Source organism: Streptococcus infantis, from assembly GCF_047463655.1.
Classification (GTDB): domain Bacteria; phylum Bacillota; class Bacilli; order Lactobacillales; family Streptococcaceae; genus Streptococcus; species Streptococcus infantis_Z.
Genome location: NZ_JASHDM010000015.1, coordinates 1 through 21678, shown reverse-complemented (window position 1 = coordinate 21678; position 21678 = coordinate 1). Strand labels below are relative to the sequence as shown.

Annotated in this window: 22 protein-coding genes; 16 read left to right on the top strand and 6 right to left on the bottom strand. The window is 37.3% G+C overall.

The window, feature by feature from the left end:
* The first annotated feature begins 178 nt into the window (after positions 1–178).
* The 13 genes from QM877_RS09085 to QM877_RS09025 all read left to right on the top strand — a co-directional run bounded on the left by QM877_RS09085 (position 179) and on the right by QM877_RS09025 (position 13433).
* Complete coding sequence (locus tag QM877_RS09085; RefSeq protein WP_414318209.1) at positions 179–1108, top strand: ABC transporter permease; 930 nt, start codon at positions 179–181, stop codon at positions 1106–1108.
* A gap of 13 nt (positions 1109–1121) precedes the next feature.
* A complete protein-coding gene (locus QM877_RS09080; protein ID WP_414271082.1) occupies positions 1122–2042 on the top strand; it encodes a carbohydrate ABC transporter permease in 921 nt (306 codons plus the stop codon).
* A 109-nt stretch (positions 2043–2151) separates the two neighbouring features.
* Positions 2152–3636: an ABC transporter substrate-binding protein gene (locus QM877_RS09075; RefSeq protein WP_414318208.1), complete on the top strand. Its 1485-nt coding sequence runs from the start codon at positions 2152–2154 to the stop codon at positions 3634–3636.
* A 158-nt stretch (positions 3637–3794) separates the two neighbouring features.
* On the top strand, positions 3795–4484 hold the full coding sequence (locus tag QM877_RS09070) for a lysostaphin resistance A-like protein (protein ID WP_414318207.1): 690 nt from the start codon (positions 3795–3797) through the stop codon (positions 4482–4484).
* Positions 4485–4616: 132 nt separating this feature from the next.
* Positions 4617–5603: a rhodanese-related sulfurtransferase gene (locus tag QM877_RS09065; RefSeq protein ID WP_414318206.1), complete on the top strand. Its 987-nt coding sequence runs from the start codon at positions 4617–4619 to the stop codon at positions 5601–5603.
* A 124-nt stretch (positions 5604–5727) separates the two neighbouring features.
* Positions 5728–6591, top strand: coding sequence for a DUF4299 family protein (locus QM877_RS09060; protein ID WP_414318205.1), 864 nt, complete (start codon positions 5728–5730; stop codon positions 6589–6591).
* Positions 6592–6775: 184 nt separating this feature from the next.
* Positions 6776–7699, top strand: coding sequence for an XRE family transcriptional regulator (locus QM877_RS09055; protein WP_414318204.1), 924 nt, complete (start codon positions 6776–6778; stop codon positions 7697–7699).
* A gap of 142 nt (positions 7700–7841) precedes the next feature.
* Positions 7842–8063 carry a hypothetical protein gene (locus QM877_RS09050; RefSeq protein ID WP_414318203.1) on the top strand — a complete coding sequence of 74 codons (222 nt, stop codon included), beginning with the start codon at positions 7842–7844 and terminating at the stop codon, positions 8061–8063.
* Positions 8060–8653 (top strand): TlpA family protein disulfide reductase, encoded by a 594-nt coding sequence (locus QM877_RS09045; protein WP_414318202.1) that lies wholly within the window; start codon positions 8060–8062, stop codon positions 8651–8653. The genes QM877_RS09050 and QM877_RS09045 overlap by 4 nt, the downstream gene beginning before the upstream one ends.
* Positions 8654–9240: 587 nt before the next feature.
* Positions 9241–10104, top strand: coding sequence for an ATP-binding cassette domain-containing protein (locus QM877_RS09040; RefSeq protein WP_414318201.1), 864 nt, complete (start codon positions 9241–9243; stop codon positions 10102–10104).
* Between the two features lie 23 nt (positions 10105–10127).
* Entirely contained in the window at positions 10128–10820 is a 693-nt protein-coding gene (locus tag QM877_RS09035; protein WP_414318200.1) for an ABC transporter permease, read from the top strand.
* Positions 10821–10831: 11 nt separating this feature from the next.
* Entirely contained in the window at positions 10832–11410 is a 579-nt protein-coding gene (locus tag QM877_RS09030; protein WP_414318199.1) for a hypothetical protein, read from the top strand.
* A complete protein-coding gene (locus tag QM877_RS09025; RefSeq protein ID WP_414318198.1) occupies positions 11403–13433 on the top strand; it encodes an ATP-binding cassette domain-containing protein in 2031 nt (676 codons plus the stop codon). The genes QM877_RS09030 and QM877_RS09025 overlap by 8 nt, the downstream gene beginning before the upstream one ends.
* Positions 13434–13650: 217 nt before the next feature.
* Here QM877_RS09025 and QM877_RS09020 read toward each other — a convergent pair whose 3' ends face one another.
* From QM877_RS09020 to QM877_RS09000, 5 genes are all read right to left on the bottom strand, one after another.
* Positions 13651–14655 carry a DUF6574 domain-containing protein gene (locus tag QM877_RS09020; RefSeq protein WP_414318197.1) on the bottom strand — a complete coding sequence of 335 codons (1005 nt, stop codon included), beginning with the start codon at positions 14653–14655 and terminating at the stop codon, positions 13651–13653.
* Between the two features lie 30 nt (positions 14656–14685).
* Positions 14686–15633 (bottom strand): DUF4097 family beta strand repeat-containing protein, encoded by a 948-nt coding sequence (locus tag QM877_RS09015; RefSeq protein ID WP_414318196.1) that lies wholly within the window; start codon positions 15631–15633, stop codon positions 14686–14688.
* Positions 15626–16219: a DUF1700 domain-containing protein gene (locus QM877_RS09010; protein ID WP_269797844.1), complete on the bottom strand. Its 594-nt coding sequence runs from the start codon at positions 16217–16219 to the stop codon at positions 15626–15628. The genes QM877_RS09015 and QM877_RS09010 overlap by 8 nt, the downstream gene beginning before the upstream one ends.
* Positions 16206–16532: a PadR family transcriptional regulator gene (locus QM877_RS09005; RefSeq protein ID WP_000273853.1), complete on the bottom strand. Its 327-nt coding sequence runs from the start codon at positions 16530–16532 to the stop codon at positions 16206–16208. Before QM877_RS09005 ends, QM877_RS09010 begins: the two co-directional genes overlap by 14 nt.
* Positions 16533–16670: 138 nt before the next feature.
* On the bottom strand, positions 16671–17837 hold the full coding sequence (locus tag QM877_RS09000) for a CynX/NimT family MFS transporter (protein ID WP_414318195.1): 1167 nt from the start codon (positions 17835–17837) through the stop codon (positions 16671–16673).
* Positions 17838–18085: 248 nt separating this feature from the next.
* Here QM877_RS09000 and QM877_RS08995 point away from each other — a divergent pair, with 248 nt between their 5' ends.
* The 3 genes from QM877_RS08995 to QM877_RS08985 all read left to right on the top strand — a co-directional run bounded on the left by QM877_RS08995 (position 18086) and on the right by QM877_RS08985 (position 21494).
* The gene (locus QM877_RS08995; protein ID WP_414318194.1) at positions 18086–18886 is read left to right on the top strand and encodes a glycosyltransferase; all 801 of its coding nucleotides are present in this window, start codon (positions 18086–18088) and stop codon (positions 18884–18886) included.
* A gap of 68 nt (positions 18887–18954) precedes the next feature.
* Positions 18955–20805, top strand: a complete 1851-nt coding sequence (locus QM877_RS08990) for a polysaccharide biosynthesis protein (protein ID WP_414318193.1) — start codon at positions 18955–18957, stop codon at positions 20803–20805.
* 263 nt (positions 20806–21068) lie between these two features.
* Positions 21069–21494, top strand: a complete 426-nt coding sequence (locus QM877_RS08985; RefSeq protein WP_414318192.1) for a DUF805 domain-containing protein — start codon at positions 21069–21071, stop codon at positions 21492–21494.
* A gap of 50 nt (positions 21495–21544) precedes the next feature.
* Here the strand turns inward: QM877_RS08985 and QM877_RS08980 are convergent.
* Positions 21545–21678 (bottom strand): transposase (locus QM877_RS08980; protein ID WP_414317776.1); only part of this gene is annotated, 134 nt, incomplete at its 5' end.

Genomic DNA, 21678 nt, shown 5'->3' with positions numbered 1-21678 from the left:
TCTCGTGAAACATCCTTCTTATATAAAAAATTCTCCACATAAAATAATTTGTGGAGTTTTTTCTATAATTAGTAGTTTAAACTATCCTAAAAATAAGAGTATACTATTTTTGTAAACGTTATCAAAACTAAAAATTGTGAGATTATTAAGTTTTAGAAAAATAAAAAGGGAGGAAATTATGAACAAGTTTTCAAAAACCTTGAGAGATAACTGGATTTTTCTCTTAATGGTTTTACCAGGGACACTTTGGTTGATTCTATTCTTCTACATCCCAGTATTTGGAAATGTGGTTGCCTTCAAAGACTACCATATGACTGGTGAAGGATTCATCCACAGTATTATAAATAGTAAATGGGTTGGACTAGATAACTTTAAATTCTTGTTTAGTTCGAAAGATGCCTTTGTCATCACTCGAAACACTGTGCTTTACAACCTTGGATTTATTTTTATCGGTTTGGTTGTGTCAGTTGGTATCGCCATAATCCTTAGTGAACTTCGCTCTAAGCAAATGGTTAAAATCTACCAAACATCTATGTTATTCCCTTACTTCTTATCTTGGGTTATCATCAGTTTCTTTACAGATGCTTTCCTAAACATCGATAAAGGGGTTATCAACCACGCCTTGGAAGCTCTTGGCATGAAGGGGATTAACTTCTACGCTGACATCAGTATCTGGCCTTATCTTCTCCTCTTCCTAGGTATTTGGAAAGGCTTTGGATATAGCAGTGTTATGTACTATGCAACAATCATGGGTATCGATCCAACCTACTACGAAGCAGCAACAGTGGATGGTGCTAGCAAATGGCAACGTATCCGCAATGTAACCATCCCTCAGTTAACACCACTTGTGACAGTATTGACCATCCTTGCAGTCGGAAACATCTTCCGAGCAGACTTCGGTCTCTTCTATCAAATCCCTCACAACGCTGGTCAGCTCTATAGCGTAACAAACGTATTGGACGTCTATGTCTTTAACGGTTTGACTCAGACAGCAGATATCGGTATGGCTTCAGCAGCAGGTCTCTACCAGTCAGTCGTTGGTTTGATTTTGGTTATCCTATCAAACTTACTAGCACGACGTGTAGATCCTAACTCTGCCCTATTCTAGAAAGGAGGAGCATATGGCAAAAAAAGTTCAAAAAGCAAAAATTGATAATGTTGGCATACACTCCTTCAGCAAGAAAGCAGATATCTTCTTTAGTATCATATCTGGTTTGCTAGCCTTCTCTTGTATCTTGCCTTTCATCTTTGTTATCATTATCTCAATTACAAATGAGAAGAGTATCATTCAACATGGATATAGCTTCTTCCCATCACAATTTGGATTAGATGGTTTTGAGTTTTTGACTCAGTTCAAAGATAAGATTTTACAAGCGCTCTTTGTTTCAGTATTTGTAACAGTAGTTGGGACATTGACAAACGTCTTTATCACGACAACTTACGCCTACGCCATCTCACGTTCAACATTTAAGTATCGTAAATTCTTTACAATCTTCGCTCTCCTTAGTATGTTGTTCAACGCTGGTTTGGTACCAGGCTATATCGTGGTGACACAATTGCTTCACCTTGGTGATACCATTTGGGCCTTGATCGTTCCGATGCTTCTATCACCATTCAACATCATGTTGATGCGTTCCTTCTTCAAGAAGACCATTCCAGAAGCAATCCTCGAATCAGCTCGTATCGATGGAGCTAGTGAAGCTCGTATCTTCTTCCAAATCTGCTTGCCGCTCTCACTACCAGGTATCGCAACGATCACACTATTGACAGCACTTGGATTCTGGAATGACTGGTTTAACGCCCTTCTTTACATCAAGAGTGACAACTTGTATCCATTGCAATATTTGCTCATGCAAATTCAAAACAACATGGATTACATTGCCAAGTCAGTTGGTATGTCAGGACAACTTGCAGTTGCCCTACCAAAGGAAACAGGTCGTATGGCCATGGTTGTAGTTGCAACCCTACCTATTGCGATTCTCTATCCATTCTTCCAACGCTACTTTGTAAAAGGTTTGACCATCGGTGGTGTTAAAGAATGAGGAAATCTGAGAAACCTTGTTTCTCCTCTAGTCCTGATTTTTCTAGTTAAGGAAAATCAACAATTTCAACTTGTTAATAACTTTAAAAATAAAAAAAGGAGTTTTTATAATGAAAAACTGGAAAAAATATGCTTTTGCATCTGCTAGCCTTGTCGCTTTAGCTGCTAGCCTTGCTGCTTGTGGAAACCTTAAAGGAAATAACCAAAAAGCTGCTGATTCAGCTTCAGGTGACAAGACTGTTATCAAAATGTACCAAATCGGTGACAAACCAGATAACTTGGATGAATTGCTAGAAAATGCAAACAAAATCATCGGAGAAAAAGTTGGCGCTAAATTGGATATCCAATACCTTGGTTGGGGTGACTACGGTAAGAAAATGTCAGTTATCACTTCATCAGGTGAAAACTATGATATCGCATTTGCAGATAACTACGTCGTAAACGCTCAAAAAGGTGCTTATGCTGACTTGACAGAATTGTACAAGAAAGAAGGAGCTGACCTTTACAAAGCTCTTGACCCAGCTTACATCAAAGGTAACACTGTAAACGGTAAAATCTATTCAGTTCCAGTTGCGGCTAACGTTGCATCTTCACAAAACTTCGCCTTCAACGGCCCACTTCTTGAAAAATATGGAATCGATATCTCAGGTGTAACTTCATACGAAACACTTGAACCAGTATTGAAACAAATCAAAGAAAAAGCTCCAGATGTAATGCCATTCGCTGTTGGTAAAAACTTTATCCCATCAGAAAACTTTGACTACCCAGTTGCAAACGGACTTCCATTTGTCATCGACCTTGCAGGCGATACTACTAAGATCGTTAACCGTTACGAAGTTCCTCGTTTCGTAGAACACTTGAAGACTCTTCACAAATTCTATGAAGCAGGATACATTCCAAAAGACGTGGCAACTAGCGATACTTCATATGACCTTACTCAAGATACTTGGTTTGTTCGCGAAGAGACAGTAGGACCAGCTGACTACGGTAGCAGCTTGCTTTCTCGTGTTGCTAACAGAGACATCCAAATCAAACCATTTACTAACTTCATCAAGAAAAACCAAACAACTCAAGTTGCAAACTTTGTAATCTCAAACAACTCTAAGAACAAAGAAAAAGCAATGGAAGTGTTGAACCTCTTGAACACTAACCCAGAACTCTTGAACGGACTTGTTTATGGACCAGAAGGCAAGAACTGGGAAAAAGTAGCAGGTAAAGAAAACCGTGTTAAAGTCCTTGATGGATACAAAGGAAACACTCACATGTCAGGATGGAACACTGGTAACAACTGGATCCTTTACATTAACGAAAACGTTACAGATGAGCAAATCGCACAATCTAAGAAAGACTTGGAAACTGCAAAAGAATCTCCAGCGCTTGGATTTATCTTTAACACTGACAACGTGAAATCTGAAATCTCAGCTATCACTAACACTATGCAACAATTCGATACAGCTATCAACACTGGTACTGTAGACCCAGAAAAAGCTATTCCAGAATTGATGGAAAAACTTAAATCTGAAGGTGCTTACCAAAAAGTATTGGATGAAATGCAAAAACAATACGACGAATTCTTGAAAAACAAAAAATCATAAGAATAATTGATTTCGTGTATTCATTCCTAAAAATTGCAATCACTGCCTTGTCTAGAGTCTTCTAGATAAGGTGGTGATTCTTTTTACAGTATTTGCATATAATTATCTGTATTTAAAATCAGATATTTACTCTTACATATAACGTTGGACACAGACATATGAAAAAATACCATCTACTCTTTAAAATCAGTGCAATCTTATCTTACTTATTTTTCGTATATGGACTCTCTCAGCTAACACTGGTGGTCCAAAACTACTGGCAATTTTCTTCTCAGATTGGGAATTTTTTCTGGATTAAAAATCTTATCAGTCTTGTCTTTATTGGCCTCATGATTTGGATTTTAGCCAAGGCAGGACATGGCTACCTTTTTGTTATTCCAAAGAAAAAATGGCTATGGTATACAGTTTTGGCAGTTTTCGTAACTGTACTTTACATATCTTTTAATTTTCAAACGGCAAGACATGTACAGTCAACCTCTGAAGGCTGGGCTGTACTAATCGGCTATAGTGGGACAAATTTTGCTGAGTTTGGTCTCTACCTGACCTTATTTTTCCTAGGTCCTCTGATGGAAGAGTTGATTTATAGGGGTTTGTTCCAACACGCCTTCTTTAAAGATTCGAAGCTTGGACTTGACCTGATTCTTCCTTCGGTTTTGTTTGCTCTTCCTCACTTTTCTAGCTTTCCAAATTTCTTAGATATTCTTGTTTTTTCGACATTTGGAGTATGTTGTGCTGGATTAACTCGTTATACCAAGAGTATCTATCCTGGCTATGCAGTCCATGTGATTAATAATATTGTAGCAACCTTGCCATTTTTGTTAACTTTTCTTCACCGAATATTTAGTTAAAACAAGATCTGAAAATGGGTCTTGTTTTCAATTTTCAGTCAAATAAATTGCATTCGCTTTCTTGAGGGAGTATACTGTTATAGTTGAATGAAAAATTCTGATAATTTAATCTTAGAAAAGAGAATCAATCTTATGACAAAAGATATTCGAGTTTTACTTTACTATAAATATGTTCCCATCGAAAACGCGGAACAATTTGCTGCAGACCATTTGGCTTTCTGTAAGTCTATCGGGCTCAAGGGCCGTATCCTAGTCGCAGACGAAGGGATCAATGGAACCGTTTCTGGAGACTACGAAACAACGCAAAAATACATGGACTATGTTCACAGCCTTCCAGGTATGGAAGACCTCTGGTTCAAGATTGACGAAGAAAGTGAGCAAGCCTTCAAGAAGATGTTTGTTCGCTATAAAAAGGAAATCGTCCACCTTGGTTTAGAGGATGATAACTTTGATAACGACATCGACCCACTTGAAACAACAGGTGCTTACTTGTCTCCAAAAGAATTTAAAGAAGCCCTCCTAGATGAAGATACAGTGGTCCTTGATACTCGGAATGACTACGAGTACGATCTTGGTCACTTCCGTGGGGCTATCCGTCCAGACATCCGCAACTTCCGTGAGTTACCACAATGGGTTCGTGATAACAAAGAAAAATTCATGGACAAGCGTGTCGTAGTTTACTGTACAGGTGGCGTTCGCTGTGAGAAATTCTCAGGTTGGATGGTCCGTGAAGGCTACAAAGATGTCGGCCAATTGCACGGAGGAATCGCAACTTACGGTAAAGACCCAGAAGTCCAAGGTGAACTTTGGGATGGGAAAATGTACGTCTTTGACGAGCGTATCGCCGTAGATGTCAACCATGTCAACCCAACCATCGTAGGGAAAGACTGGTTTGATGGAACACCATGTGAACGTTATGTCAACTGTGGAAATCCCTTCTGTAACCGCCGTATCTTGGCATCAGAAGACAATGAAGACAAGTACCTTCGTGGATGCTCACATGAGTGTCGTGTTCACCCACGTAATCGTTATGTTTTAGAACATGAATTGACACAAGATCAAGTCATCGAGCGTCTAGCAGCAATTGGTGAGAGCCTAGACCATTCTGAAGTTATATAATAAACATTAACAGTCCTAAAGGGCTGTTTTTCTATGCTTTTGACCAAAAAATCTTAAATTTGTTTCTGCATCTTTCAGGAAAATGGTGTATACTATATGTAAACGATTTCAAAGGAGTCCATTTATGGTGAAAACATTTTTTATTCCAAATAAACAAAGTATTTTAGGACAACAGGAGATTCTTACAGCTAAATCAATTTTAGGCTTAGTAGAAGGCCTAGAGTCGCATAGTTATGATGCTGTCTACCTCCGTCAACCCCTTGATCGCCTTGAGTATATCGAGTGTGCTGTTGTGGGAAAATCTCAGTTTCTCTTTAAAGTTCGCTACCTTGACTCTCAAAACGGCTATCAAGTAATTATTCCTGACTTGATTACAAGAGCTGACTGGGAGATAGTAGAAGAGCTCTTGCGGACTTTGTCTAGCAAGGTTGGTGAAGCAGTTGAAGGCTTGGCAGACTTTGATTTGGAAAACTATTTCCAAGAAACGGTTAAGAACTATCTAGCTGATAAGGCTGCTCGTTTAGGTTTCTGTCAGGGTATTCTATCAACTATTTACTTTGATAAGAAGGATTTAGAAAGTTTCCTAGAAGAAGATGGCTTGGCACGTTTTGAAGAGTTAGTTAAGAAGGTTCAAGGGTCAGATGCTTATCCTGCAAGTGCGAAATTCTACCCAGATAGTGAGGGTAAGGTTCATGGCATTTATCACCTGGCTCAGGGGATTAAGACTATTTTGCCAAAAGGTCCTGTTGTTCCTGTTCCTTATGTTGAACAGTTGGCTGGTAAGAACCTTGTCTGGGAGATTGACTTGGTAAAAATCTCTGGAGATGGTTCTAAGCCTGAAGACTATGAAGCAGTAGCCAGACTGGATTATCAAACCTTCTTAGAAGTTCTTCCAAAGGAACTTTGTCAGGATTTGGATGCCAACCAAATAGTGGTAGGACCTGTTTTGGGGGAAGATTTTGAAGCTTTAGTAAATGTGAAAAAATAGGCAAAAGTCATAGTCTAGGTTTTCACAGTATATCTTAGAATGCAATCCTATTTTATTGATAGAGTAGCTTAGTGATATTTCGTAATACGAGATTTTAAACATTGCTTATCTTAGCAAAAGACAGTATAATATAACAAAATAGAGATGCTATTGTTTGTCAAAAGACTATCAGGAGATCGAGCATATGGATATTAAGAAGGAAGTAGGCAAAAGAATCCGAATGTTGCGAGAGATGAAACATCTCACTCGTGAAGCTATTTGTGATGATGAAAGCGAGATAACAGTACGTCAATTAGCACGAATTGAATCAGGTCAATCTTCTCCAAGTTTACCCAAGGTAGAGTATATAGCTTATAAACTAGGTTGTCCAATTTCACATATAGTAGATATGGATCATATAATTTTACCCTCAGAGTACTTGATATTAAAGGATAAACTCATTAAGTTCCAAACTTATGGAGATGATGATAGAATCCAGGTTAAGGAAGAGTTGTTTGACAGAGTTTACGAACACTATTATGACAGTCTACCTGAGGATGAGCAGATTGCAGTTAGTGCCTTACAAGCTAGTTTTGATGTCTTTGTAAGTGAGGATGCAGGGTTTGGCGATGCTTTGCTTGATGAATATTTTGAACAAGTAAAGATAAGGAAAAACTATTCGGTGAATGATTTGCTTTTGATAAAGCTGTACTTTGTTTCATGTTTAGCAAGACCGACTGAGTATAATCCTGAACTATTTTGGATGCTTTCTAAAAAGCTTATGAGAGAAACAAATTCATCAGATTTAGAGACAGCCTATATGTTAAAGAGAACTGTGCTTGATTCTTTAGCTGTTCAATGGATGGAAAAATCTTACTCTACTTTTGAGCCTTATGTTAAGGCAATGAACGCATTGATGACTATATCGCAGGATTTTCAAAACAAGCCAATTGTTGATATGCTAGAAGCTATGTGTACCTTATTTCATAAACAGGATAAGGAAAAAGCTATCCAATTATATGACAGAGCTATTGTTTGTGCTCAAGCATTTGGGGACTCAGTATTAGAAGCGCGTATATTGGGAGAAAAAGAAAGAGATTTAAAAACTTTTGAGGAAATGAAGAGCTGACATGACATTTTTGTCATGTTTTTTTCTTTTTGAAAGCGTTATACTTTAACCATAAAGAACAAGAGATAAGGAGGAAAGAAAAATGCTTGGATTTGCAGTATTCTTAAGTCTTAGTTTTTGGTTTTCTGGATAGGAGATGGAAATGGAAGATTTTAGTATCTCACTAGAGACTTTTACACAAACTCGCCACAGTTTGATAATTCGAAATAACACGACTGAGCAAAGGTTGGTACAAATAGAGTTGAACAAGGAACCATTCCGTTTAGCAATTTTAGATGCTGGCGAAGAGCGAGTTTTAATCTTACCAGAAGAATTATCTATTATCGAAAGTTTTAAAATTTCAGAGGTGGAGGACAATCCATGATGTCGAAAAAACATGTTGTAGAGACAATGATTCTTCTTGTGATAGCATCTTTATTTTTAGCAGGATTTTACTATAAAAACCAAGAATCTCATCATCAAGAAGAAACAAAACAAGAGCTTCTCTTAAAAAAAGAAGAGGAAATAAAACAATATATTTCAAAAACTAAAAATACAACATTCAAGAATGTATTGTTAACCTCCAATGAGGGAGAACAGGTTCAATTATCAGATTACAAATTTAGACCAAAGGTTGTAGTATTCTGGGCTAGTTGGTGTCCTGATTGTCAAAAAGAACTCCCAATCATTCAGCACCTTTATGATAAATATCAAGATAAAGTTGATTTCTTTATGGTGGATATAGTCGATGGGGAACGTGAAACACTTGAAACCTCTCATCAATTTTTAATGGATCAGGGTTTTACCTTTCCAGTTTATATAGATCAAGATTTACAAGCTTTTAAGTTTTTTGATGTAAAAGCTATTCCAACTATCTTTATAGTGGATAAAGATGGGATAGTGAAAGAAATTTATGTAGAACAAGGAAGCGAAGAAATGTTATCTAAAGATTTAAAACAGTTAATAAATAACTGAAATGAGAATCTCATTTAGTTATTATAAAAAAATTTTTTAAAAGGAGGGTTTTCTGATGAGAAAACTAACTGGACGTGTCAAAAGACACATTGTAGCAGGTCGCTTTTGTATTATCGGTCTTCGGTATGGAGTAGGCATATTTTGTTGGGATTAAATAGGAGGATGAAGTAGTGAAAAAACTAAGTAACAAAAATAAACAGCACATTGTAGCAGGTCGCTTTTGTATTATCGGTCTTCGATATGGAGTAGGTATATTTTGTTGGGATTAAAAGGAGGGTTAAGTGATGAAAAAACTAAGTAACAAAAATAAACAGCACATCGTAGCAGGTCGCTTTTGTATTATCGGTCTTCGATATGGAGTAGGTATATTTTGTTGGGATTAAAAGGAGGGTTAAGTGATGAAAAAACTAAGTAATAAACATAAAAAATACATTGTGGCAGGTCAATTTTGTGCTGTTTCACCACTCGGTATTTATGGAATGCTAACAGGTATTGGATTCTTCTGCTGGAGTTAATGTAAGCTAAAAATCTCTGGCAGGGTTCATTCCTTGTCAGAGACTTTTTAATATAATGAACGGAGAAAAACGATGAATCGTGTGATTTTAAGTCTTAAAAATATCAATAAAACATATGGAAAAGAACAGGTTCTCCATAATATTTCCTTTGATATTGAGCAAGGGGCAATATGTGGTCTTATCGGTGAAAATGGTGCTGGAAAGACAACATTAATGAGAATTCTCTTAGGACTAATTCAATCTGATAAGGGAGAAATCAAGAGTGTTTCTCAGCATAAGATCGGCAGTATTATCGAATCACCTGCCCTTTATCCAAACTTGACCGGACGCCAACACTTACAATATTATAAAACCAGATTTGGTTTAAAGACAGACATCATAAAAATGTTGAAATTAGTTCACTTGCCTGAACCGTCATGGGATCGAAAAGTAAAAAACTATTCTCTTGGAATGAAGCAGAGGTTATCGATAGCGATTGCGCTTTTGGATAATCCAGAGCTCATTATCCTAGATGAACCCGTGAATGGTTTAGATCCTAAAGGGATTTCAGATTTAAGAAAAATGATTTTGAATTTAAGGGATCAGTTGGGAGTTACTTTTTTAATCTCGAGCCATATCCTGTCAGAGTTGGAGTTTATAACAGATAAGTATATTATCATGAAACAAGGAAAGATTCTAAATGTGATGAGTTCACAAATGCTAGCGAACAATCTATCTGAAAAAATTTTCCTAACGACGAGTGATAATCAGATTCTAAAAATGTTTTTAGAAGAAGAGGACATTGTTCATTTTGAGCAGGATGACTATCTGGTTATGCCAGAAAAGGAAAAATTAATGGCTATCTTGGAATATAGTGTTGCTTCAAATCTAGTGATACAGGATATTTATATTAAGAAGGAACGTTTTGAGGACTACTATTTGCGTAATATTATCTGATGATTTAAGAAAGGAGGAGAGTCATGAATTCTCTTAAGGCAGATATGTATAAATTTTACTGGGAAAAAAGAGGAGTACTTCCTAGTTTGTTGATAGGATTATTGATTTTGTTATTCTCCTTATTTTTTAAGTCATCGAATGAAGATGAACCAGCATTTCGAGTATTAATTTCAAATGTGAGTGGTTTTATTCCTTTGCTTTTTATCTCTGCCAATTTATTTTTCTGGGGAGAAGATTATAGTTTCCGTACAATCAATATTCTGCTCACAAAAGAAAAACAACGTTGGAAGTTATTTTTATATAAAACTTTGGGAACCATTTGTTTATCTTTCCTGTATGTGACTATTTTTTATAGCTTAACAGCTCTCGTCTATTTGGAGGGAGACTTGGTGTTGATTGTTTCGACATTTTTACATCAGCTGCCCTACTATTTGGTTATTATCAGTATCTCGTTATTAATTTTTCAAATATTTGATAAGGTTTATGAATCATGTATGATTTATACAATCTATATTTTACTGTTTGATAACCTATTGGTTTATGTTCTTCCAAACTCTGGTGAGAGTGTGAAGGACTATTTGCTCATGACATTAAATTTGAAAGCTTCCCCTGGAGTAAGTCAATTTACCCTTACGAATGTAAGCTATCCTGTATTGGTAAGTATAGTAGTGATTGTACTTGCCTTAGCTGTATTTAGTAAAAAAGAATTTAAGTAGGAGGACTAGTGATGAAAAAAATAGGAATCGTAATTGGGCTGTTGTTATTGTTTGTAGTAGCTGGAGTTTTATTAACCTTAAAACGAGGAGAGACGACAATCAGTGTAAAACAATCGTGGACTCTTTCTGCTAAAAGTATTAAGACGTTAGAGTTTTATGGCTCAAAGCAAGCAATTGATGTTAAAGTTGTAAAGAGTGACTCAGATGAAACAACTGTTCAAATAGAAGGAAAAGTTTCCGAGGAATCAGCGAATAATATATCTAAAAACGTTAAAATGAGTTCAGATAGTCTATATCTACCATTTTCACAACATGGTTTTAATTTGGCTCTGAGTTCAGAAGGGAAAGATAAGTTATATGTAACCATTTCCTTAGGGAAAAATGCTACTTTCGAAAAAATATTTATAGATACTCTTGTTGGCGATGTATCTATTACAGTTCCTCAAGATTTTGATGGGATTTATACTTTACATACAAACAATACAGGAGAAATTTTAAGGGTTCCTACCACAAATCAAACTTCGAATAGCATCATTGAAGTTGATGGCTATAGTAAGATAAGTGTTGAAAAAGGAGAAAATAATGGTTAGTCACTATAAACAAGCAACTTTGCTGGATTGTGGAATGGCTTGTGTAAAGACAATCATTTCTTATTATTTCCCAAAATTAGAACATTTAGATAGTCTACAATTTGATAATAATAACCACCAAGGACTGTCTTTGTTTGAAATAGAAGGTATGCTAAAAAGATATGGTATTGATGCAGAGTCTTATCAAATTGATACTCCTAGTTTGTTAAATAACGTATCGTTTCCTTATTTGATGGTAGTAGAAAGAGCTGGTTTACCTCATTATATTGTTGTATTAGATGGAGACAGTAGTTCATTGACTATTTCTGATCCTGCAAATGAGGAAATTAAGAAAATTTCAAAATTAGAACTTTTTAGTCAGAGTGTAGGAATTGTATTAATTCCAAAAAAGAGAGAATGTGTCAATTTAGAAGATAGAAAAGATATCGTTACTGTAAGCTATGCAGACAAGTTGTATCAGAGATTTATAGCTTCACTTGGTTGGAGGAAAAAATTTGCTATCTTTTTTTTGGGACTAGCTAAAATTAGTTTGCCTATTGCTATTGCTTTTTTACTACAAATAACAATGTCTAGTCTACTTAACATTCAGTTTAGTATTCAGCTATTTATCCTAGCTTCAATAATATTAGGTTCATACTTGTATTGGCAGTTCTCTATTTTGGAAACGAGATTAAAAGGAAAGATTGAAAATGATTTTTTAAATGATATTCTGTCCTCTTTTTATCAGGACCAATTAAATGATTTTTCTCTAATGAAAAATTATGAGTATGTTAGTAGTTATTTTTGGAATTTGTTATTATCAGCAACAGGTATTGTGCAAAAATTTTACTTACAGGTCCAGCTTTTAGTGTTTTTCTTGCTACTATTATTGCTATTAAAATTGAATATCATTATTTTTTCAGTTACATGCTTATGTATAGCTATTCTTGGTTTATATGTCAATTTTGAGATGCGCAAGGTTGTAAAAAATCAGCGAGAATTCATCGCTAATAGTTCTAACTTTAGCTCTCTTGTAGAAAATACAATTTATGGTTTGCAAGATATTATTAGTTTCCAAAAATCTAACGATTTTATAAAAGAATTTAATAAAAGATTAGAGGAACTCTTAGGAACTAAATTAGATACTTCACAGATTACTAATAGATTATTAGCCTCTACTCAAATATTTATTGCTCTTACTGGATCATTGTTGATTGCTACTGTAAATGCTATTAGTGACTATGCACGTTTATATGAGTATTCGAATAGTATTTTGATTCTACTACTGTTATCCAGCATTTTAAGTTCATTAATTACATCTTGGGTAGCATTGAAAAAAAGTCAATATTCTTTTGAGTTTATTGGACTAGAGGAAGTAGGGATGGAAAGTAATCTTGCTACTATTCCAGTATCTAAAATTGAACAATTGTCATGTCGGAATTTATGTAAAAAATGGGATGAAAGATTGGTGTTTACTAAATTAAATTTTGAGTTTAATAGTGGTGAATTAACCGTTATTACAGGCGGTAATGGAACTGGGAAATCATCTCTTTTGAATATTATTCAGGGATTATCTTCTCCAACAGAGGGTGATATTGTACTGAATGGGATGAAAAGTTTTTCAACTTTAGAGGAGACTAATATTTTGGATTATTTAAGCGTGTATTCATCTGAATTTCATGTGTTCCCTGGAAGTGTTTCAAAAAATATTAATTTCACCCTATTTAATAAGGAAAACTATGAATCAAATAATCTTGATAGTCTGAACCTCAATATAGCTCTGAGTCATCAGATTGATGGGAAAGCCACCAATATTTCGCAAGGTCAGAAACAAAAAATTCTACTCATGAGGAGTTTATCGCAAGAAAAGGACATCTATCTATTTGATGAGCCTACAGGAAATTTGGACAGAAACTCAACTGAATTATTTCTAAATGAGGTTGAGAAATTAGTGAACGAGGAAAAGATTGTTATTGTCGTGACTCATGATAAGGATGTTATTGCTAGAGCAAGCAAAGTTATTAATATGGATGAATTTCATTAAAAGTTAAAAAATGGAGATTGGTGGTTTTTAATCTTAGTTTGACATATAACTAGTTTGCATAATATTTGGAATAACGAACTTCATAGCAACGTTATCATACTACTGAAGTCTAGGGATACAACCCATCCTTAAAGCATTAGCACAAGAAACGTAAAGCAGGTCAATCGACTTGCTTTTTTGACATAGAAAAATCCTGTCAGAGTGACAGGATTTTATCTTACATAAAAGCTAGAATTCGGAGATAATCAGAAATCAGTGCCATTTCTGCTAGGAAGAAGAGAAATAGGATGCTTCCGTTGACGAGGACTGCGAAGAGAAGACGGTAGAAAGGATCAGTTTTACTATCCTTACTCGGTCTTGAGATGATGTAGAGGTTTGCAAGTAGGACCATACCCAGACTAATGAGGCTGAGAAGAGCTGCAAAGCGTAGGCCGTTAAAGAAGGCAAAGAAGCTAGCGACGCCTATCAGTAGGATAGGAAGGGCGAAGAGCCTACTGTACTCTTGAAAGGCTCTTTCCAATGTCCAATCACTGTCCTGATCGACAAAACGTTTGACTACAAATCCACCCATGAGAATTGAAAAGAAGAAGAGACTTGTCGCTACTAGGATGGAGAAGACCGAGAAGAGATTGAGAGATGGGAATTGTTCCACGAAGTCGGCATCGATACTTGCCATGCGACCGTAGTAGGTATGCTTGGCGTGGTAAACAGTAAAGAGGAAACTCGTAGCAGAAAAGATAGTTAGGAGGGCAAAGGCGGTGTAACTATTTTTTTTATCTGTATCAAAACGAGCTGTCGGCTCTTTAAGAGCACCTTGTAACCATACCCAAAAATCAGCCAATTCTTCTTTGAAGATTGCAGTTTTTGTAGGGACAGGATCTGGGATAAATGGACTTTCCAAAGATTTTCTAGGCTGAGGTGCTTCCTTAACTGATTTTTCTGCTTGGTCTGTCTTTGTTGCCAGTTCTTCTTGTTCTTCAGTCTCTACAGGTTCTTCTGACTTATCTATCTTTTCTGATTTTTCAGCGAGCTCTTCAGTCTCTACAGTTTCCTCACTAGTTTCCTTATCTTTTGGAATAGCTTGGGAATTTTCCTCAACTACTGGCAACTCTTCTTTTTCTTTTAACTCTTCTTGGGGAATGACTGGGTCAGATGGGTTATCTTTTTTCTCATTGTTGGCTGTTTTCTCGAAATCAGCACTTTCGAACCATTCTTGAGTCATGATGAGACCTCCTTTTTGATTAGTAACTTTTTATTCATGATGTCTATAAGATGGCGAGCGAACATCCTCTTTTGGTAGATTGATGTCTTGACCAGCTTTTGCGACAAGTAAATCTTGTGTATCTTTTTTCTCTGATTTGTAAGGATTAGAGAACTCTTCATCTTCCATGTTTTCCTCGTTTGGATTATATCCTTCCCGACTACGATGATAGATGGAACCATGGTCAGAAGAAAGTTCTACATTAATTCTCTCAAGTTCTTTTTTAGCTAGCTTGATGATCATATCTTTTTTTGACTCTAGCTCTACCTTACCATGTACTTGAATATCCTCAGCAGAGATATGTTCATGGTCTGCTTGGATGCGGCTATCTGTTAGACTGGTTTCAAATACATTGACAATTCCAGTTGTGATCAGTTGGCTATTTTTGATCTCGCTATCAGTGATACGAAGGAGATATCCATTTGACAGAATCTTGGCATTGCTGAGTTTTGCATTGGCAATTGAAAGGATACGATGGTTTACCTGGGCAGTTAGATTTTTTAATTCTCTTTCTCTTGGTAATGAGAGAACAACTTCATCATTGCGGCTAGAAATTCCGCTTGCTATAAAGAGGATACCTTCGATACTAGAACCTATAGAGCGACGTGTAGTTGATTTGGTATCAGTTATTTCAAGACTTTTCTCTTTGATAGAGTGTTGAAGATTTTCTTTTTCAGAGATGGTCGGGTGATACTGAAGGTGAATCTTATCATCGTTTGACTCCGTAATGACGAGCGAATGTTCTTTCAGTGACATGTTTAGATTTTCAATATCTTGGTCAAAAACGAGCTCTTCCATTCGACTTTCAAATACTGGTTTTTGTGACATTGCAAGGAGGCTTCTGACACCGTCTGTTTGGATGCCGATGATCATCATTGAAAAACCGATGATACTAGTAACAATACCAAAGATAAGAAATCCTTTTGTCCATTTACGCATGTCTTTCACCTCTCTTTCCTCTATTAAGAATCCATTGGATAAGTCGAAGGACTAGTAATCCAAAGAAACGTGCTACATAGGAAGTTGCTAGCAAAACTAGGGACGAAGCTCCGATTGCCAGTAAACCTCCACCAAAAATCAGTATAAAAGCAGATGTCGATTCAGCTAGAACGTAGAAGCTTTCAAATAGGAGAACGCCTCCTAGGATTAGTCCAGCTACTGATACAGCAAAGAAGGCTATAAGTACGCTGACAGCAGCGATAAAAATCCCGATGATAGCCATGAGAAGAGCAATTCCGACTGGAATTCCGATAGGAGCTGCAAGAAGGGCTAGTAGAGCGATGCGTAAAATATGGCGGTCGTTCTTGCTGGAATTTTCTTCGTTGATTTTCTTATCAAGAAGTGTAGTCAGGACATCATGGGCAGCTTCTTTTGGACTTCCCAGGCTAGCGATAAGCTCCTCCTCACCTTCTGGACCCGCATCATCAAAGAGTTCTTTGAAGTAATCCATGGCTTCAATGCGATCAGATTGAGGAAGCTTCATCAGATAGGCTTCAAGCTGATTCAAATATTCAGTTCTTGTCATGGCGAATGCTCCCTTCTATGATGCCGTTGATAGTGTCAGTATAGAGTGTCCATTCTTCTCGAAGGACAAAGAGTTGCTCCTCTCCGATTTCTGTCAAGGAGTAGTACTTCCGCATCCGACCTTGGTATTCGCGAGAGTATGTAGTCAGATAGCGGTTGGTATCCAGTTTTTTCAAGATGGGGTAGAGGGTGGATTCCTTTATTTTGGCAATGAGTTTAATGGTTTGGCTAATCTCATAACCATAGGAATCCCCTTGTTCTAGGATGGCCAAGATGAGAAATTCAATCAAGGCCGATGATGTTGGAAAATACATGGGGCACCTCCTTTTTAGTATGTAAAAATTTTATATATAATTATTCTACACATACATCATACATCTAAATGTAAGCCTTGTCAAGCAATATGTGTAAAATTTTTATATATAAAAAATCTTCTAGCAAAAACTAGAAGATTAGAGGATTTTATCCGCTCGATCCACCATAAAGAGGGCGATTGTCATGATGATATCAATGATGAGGAGAGCCATTACAGCTGGGACCCAAGATTGGAACATGTCAAAACTATAGCCAAACAAGGTAGGACCAAAGGCGGCTAGAATGTAACCACCAGTCTGGGCAAACCCAGATAATTGGGCTGTCTTTTCAGGAGAGCTGGTTTTGATGGAGAAACAAACCATGAGGTAAGGGAAAAGAGCGCTACAAGCAGTACCAATCAAGAGATGGGCTACTAACCAGTAAAGGAAACTATTGCTTGGGTATAAAATCATGGCAATTCCTAACATACCAGCCAGAGAGATGACTGTCAGCATGATTTGACGGTGACGATTGGACAAATGAGTTGTTAAACTTGGAATGGTCATCGAGAAGGGGATACTAATCAGTGAAAAGATAGAAGCCAGAAGACCAGCGTCCGTATGAGCTAGCCCTGCACTGATGGCCATGGTTGGTAACCAGGTCATACTGGTATAGAAGAGTAAGGACTGTAGTCCACCGAAGACAATAATAGCCCAAACTTGCTTGCTTTTTAGGATATTCTCTTTTTCTGTTTTCTCTTCATGCCCTTCTAGAAAATGATTGTGGCCATGGTTGGGGAACCAGACCAATAAGGTTAGCAGGCAGACCATGGACAGGCAGAGAATCAGCCCCTTCCAAGATGTTGCCTGAGTAATGGGTACAGAGAGGTAGGAAGCTAGTGCTGTCGCGATTCCCATAGTCGTAACATAAACCGTTGTCAGGAAGCTAATCTTTTGTGGGTAGTTTGCCTGAATCATACTAGGAAGAAGTACGTTAAAAATAGCGACACTTGCTCCGATGAGTAAGGTTCCCAGATAGAGAAGGGGAAGATTGAAGATACGAATCACTGAACCGATGGTTAAGACGAGGAGGCTGTAGGTAAAAAGATGCTCAAGTCCAATCTTTTGAGCCAAACGCGTCGCAAAAGAGGAGAAAAGAGCAAACATCAAGAGAGGAAGGCTGGTCAAAACCCCAAGTGAACTGACCTCAACTCCTAAACCTTGAGCAATATCTCCCAAAACAGTTGGTAAGGCCGTAAAAGGAGCTCTTAAGACCGCTCCGATTAAGATAATTCCTAGAATAAAAAAGAGTGATCGTTTGTTCATGTGCACCTCAATAAACTGATTTTGATAACAGCTTATTTTAAGGCTTTTTCCCATAGATGTCAAGATGGTGTGAGGGAATCGGCTATTTAGCTCAGTGAAATCATGGGTAAAAAGAAGGAGAGATTTACTAGTTTTTTTCTGGGATTCAAATAAAAATAGGAAAGTCAGGAAATTTGTGATAAAATAGTGAAAGAAAATATATACATTGGAGAAAAACTGTGTCTGAAAATAGGAAATTTAGCGTCTTGATGTCAGTCTACATCAAAGAAAATCCTGTCTTTTTAGAAGATGCTGTAAAAAGTATCTTACATCAAACGCTCAAACCTAGTGAAGTGGTTATCGTTGAAGACGGTCCACTGACACCTGAACTATATCAAGTGTTGGAAAAATTGGCAGCACAGTCAAGTATTCCAATCAAACGTTGTCCACTGGAGCAAAACCGTGGCCTAGGCCTGGCACTACAGTATGGTGTTTTGCAGTGCCAGTATGACATCATTGCCCGTATGGATACGGATGATATTGCTGTTGAAGATCGTTTTGAACAGCAGTTTGACTTGATGGAAAAGGAAAACTTGGCTCTACTAGGCGGCCATATCGCAGAATTCATCGATCAACCTGATGAAATTGTTTCTTACCGTCGTGTGCCGACTAAGCACGAAGAGATTATCGCCTACCAACGTATGAGAAGTGCCTTTAATCATATGACGGTTATGTTTAAAAAAGAGATGGTTCTCAAGGCAGGTAACTACGAAGATGGGCTCTATATGGAAGACGATTTGCTCTGGCTTAATATGATTAGCGCTGGAGCTCGAACTGGGAATGTGGATCAGATTCTGTGTAAGGTGCGCGTGGGAGCGGGGATGTTTGAACGCCGTGGTGGCCTTCGCTATCTCAAACTCTATCGCCAAGCACGTCAAAGAATGCACGCGCGTGGACAGATTTCTTATGGCGAATATCTGAAAAGTGTCTTAATCCAAGTTGTCGTTGCCCTATGTCCAGGATTTGTCCGACAGTTTATATTTTTAAAACTATTGAGAAAAAGTAAATAGCTAATCAGTTAAAAAAACCTCTAGTAATTACTAGAAAATGTGATTTTGTGTAGGAGGATACCATTCACATGAATAAAAAAATGACAGATTATGTAATTGATCTGGTTGAAGTGTTAAATAAACAACAAAAACAAGTCTTTTGGGGGATTTTTGATGCTGCCAGCATGATTTCCTCAATCATTGTTTCTTATATCTTGTTTTATGGATTGATCAATCCAACTCCTGTGGACTATGTCATCTATACAAGCTTGACCTTCCTTTTCTATCAAATCATGATTGGCTTCTGGGGGCTCAATGCTAGTATTAGCCGCTATAGCAAAATCACAGACTTTATGAAGATATTCATCGGAGTAAGTGTCAGCAGTGTCTTGTCCTATCTCCTTTGCTATGCCTTCTTGCCACTTTTCTCAGTGCGTTTCATCGTTCTCTTTATCTTGCTCAGCACCTTCTTGATCTTGCTCCCACGTATTACTTGGCAGTTGATCTATTCAAGACGTAAAAAGAGTGATGGAGAAGGGGAACATCGTCGTACCTTCTTGATTGGTGCAGGAGACGGTGGAGCTCTCTTTATGAACAGCTACCAACATCCTACGAGTGATCTTGAGTTAGTGGGTATTTTGGATAATGATGAAAAGAAAAAAGGTCAAAAACTAGGTGGAATCCCAGTCTTAGGATCTTATGAACAGTTGCCAGAACTCTCTAAACGTCATCAGATTGAAAAAGTTATCGTTGCGATTCCTTCTCTCGATCCATCAGAATATGAACGCATCCTAAAAATGTGTAACCAACTTGGCTTGAAGTGTTATAAGATGCCCAAGATTGAGTCAGTTGTACAAGGATTGCATCCTCAGGTAGGTGGTTTCCAAAAAATCGATATTACGGACCTTTTGGGACGTAAAGAAATTCAACTAGATGAGTCACGCCTAGGCTCAGAAATTACTGGAAAAACTATCTTAGTGACAGGTGCAGGAGGTTCTATCGGGTCTGAGATTTGCCGTCAGGTTAGTCGCTTTAATCCAGAGCGCGTGGTTCTCTTGGGGCATGGGGAAAACTCTATTTATCTGATCTATCATGAATTGATTCGTAGCTTCCAAGGAATTGACTATGTTCCTGTGATTGCAGACATCCAAGACTACGATCGCTTGCTTCAAGTATTTGAGCAGTACCAACCAGCCATTGTTTACCACGCTGCTGCCCATAAGCACGTGCCAATGATGGAACGTAATCCAAAAGAAGCCTTTAAAAATAATATCCTCGGAACTTATAATGTTGCCAAGGCAGTTGATGCTGCTAAGGTACCGAAGATGGTTATGATTTCGACCGATAAGGCCGTTAATCCACCAAACGTAATGGGAGCTACCAAACGTGTGGCAGAGTTGATTGTTACAGGATTCAATCAACGTAGTCAGTCTACCTATTGTGCGGTTCGTTTTGGGAATGTTCTTGGTAGCCGTGGTAGTGTGATTCCAGTCTTTGAGCGTCAGATTGCAGAGGGTGGTCCAGTGACTGTGACAGACTTCCGTATGACTCGTTACTTTATGACCATTCCAGAAGCTAGCCGTTTGGTGATTCATGCAGGAGCTTATGCTAAAGATGGAGAAGTCTTTATCCTTGATATGGGCAAACCAGTTAAGATTTATGATTTGGCCAAGAAAATGGTTCTTCTCAGCGGACGTACTGAAAATGAAATTCCGATTGTAGAAGTGGGGATTCGTCCAGGTGAGAAACTCTATGAGGAGTTGTTGGTATCTACTGAATTAGTTGATAATCAAGTCATGGATAAGATTTTTGTTGGTAAGGTTAATGTCATGCCACTTGAAGTCATTAATCAAAAGATTGAAGAATTCCGTGCCTTGCAAGGTTCAGAGTTGAAGCAAGCTATTATCGGTTTTGCTAACGAAACAACTCACATTCATTAAAAAAGAAAAAAGGTATGATTCCTAGCTTCATGTTAGAGGTAAGTGGAATCATACCTTTTATTGATAACTGCTACTCCTTCACCAATTTTTTGAACAAACTTGTTATTGTTGAACATTTATGGTAAATTAAATTTATACTATTTGAAAATCAAAGTAAATGAGGTCTGCATCGTTTGACTGTACTTAGATATGGTTTATAACGAACTTTCTAATTTGCTCTTTCATTTTCATTTCGTATGAATTAAAAAAATAGGGAGTAACTTATGATTAACGCATATAAGAATTTCTTTAAAGGTTATGTAGATTTTACAGGCCGTTCAACACGCTCAGAGTATTGGTGGATTTGGCTAGGAAATATGATTCTCCTTGTCCCTTTTTACTCAGTATATTTTAAGGCACTCGCAAATCCAAGAAATGAGGCGGTTCTTATGGCCTTGGGTGGAATTGCTATTATCTATATGATCTTCGGTATAGCACTTTTCTTACCTGGACTTGCATTGACAGTTCGTAGACTACGTGATGCTGGTTTCCACTGGGCTCTAATCTTTATCATTTTTATTCCGATGGTTGGACCTCTTGTTCTTTTAGTTTTGTTAGCCATGCCAACGAAACAAGTAGAAGTAGTAACCATCAATGAAACTGAAGAAGTTGTAGAAGTTTCACCATTCGAAGAATCAGACAAAAACTAAGAAGTTTATGTTTTTTGGCTCTTTGTCAACTGTAGTGGGTTGATGAAAAGTTATAATCTGGAGAGGACCAACATGGTTCTCTCCTTTTTGATGTTCAAAGCAATGAGGATTCTAGTTTTAAAGTTTTCAAAGTTCCGGAAGCCAAAAGCATTGCGCTTGATGACCTTAATGAGGTTATTAGTAG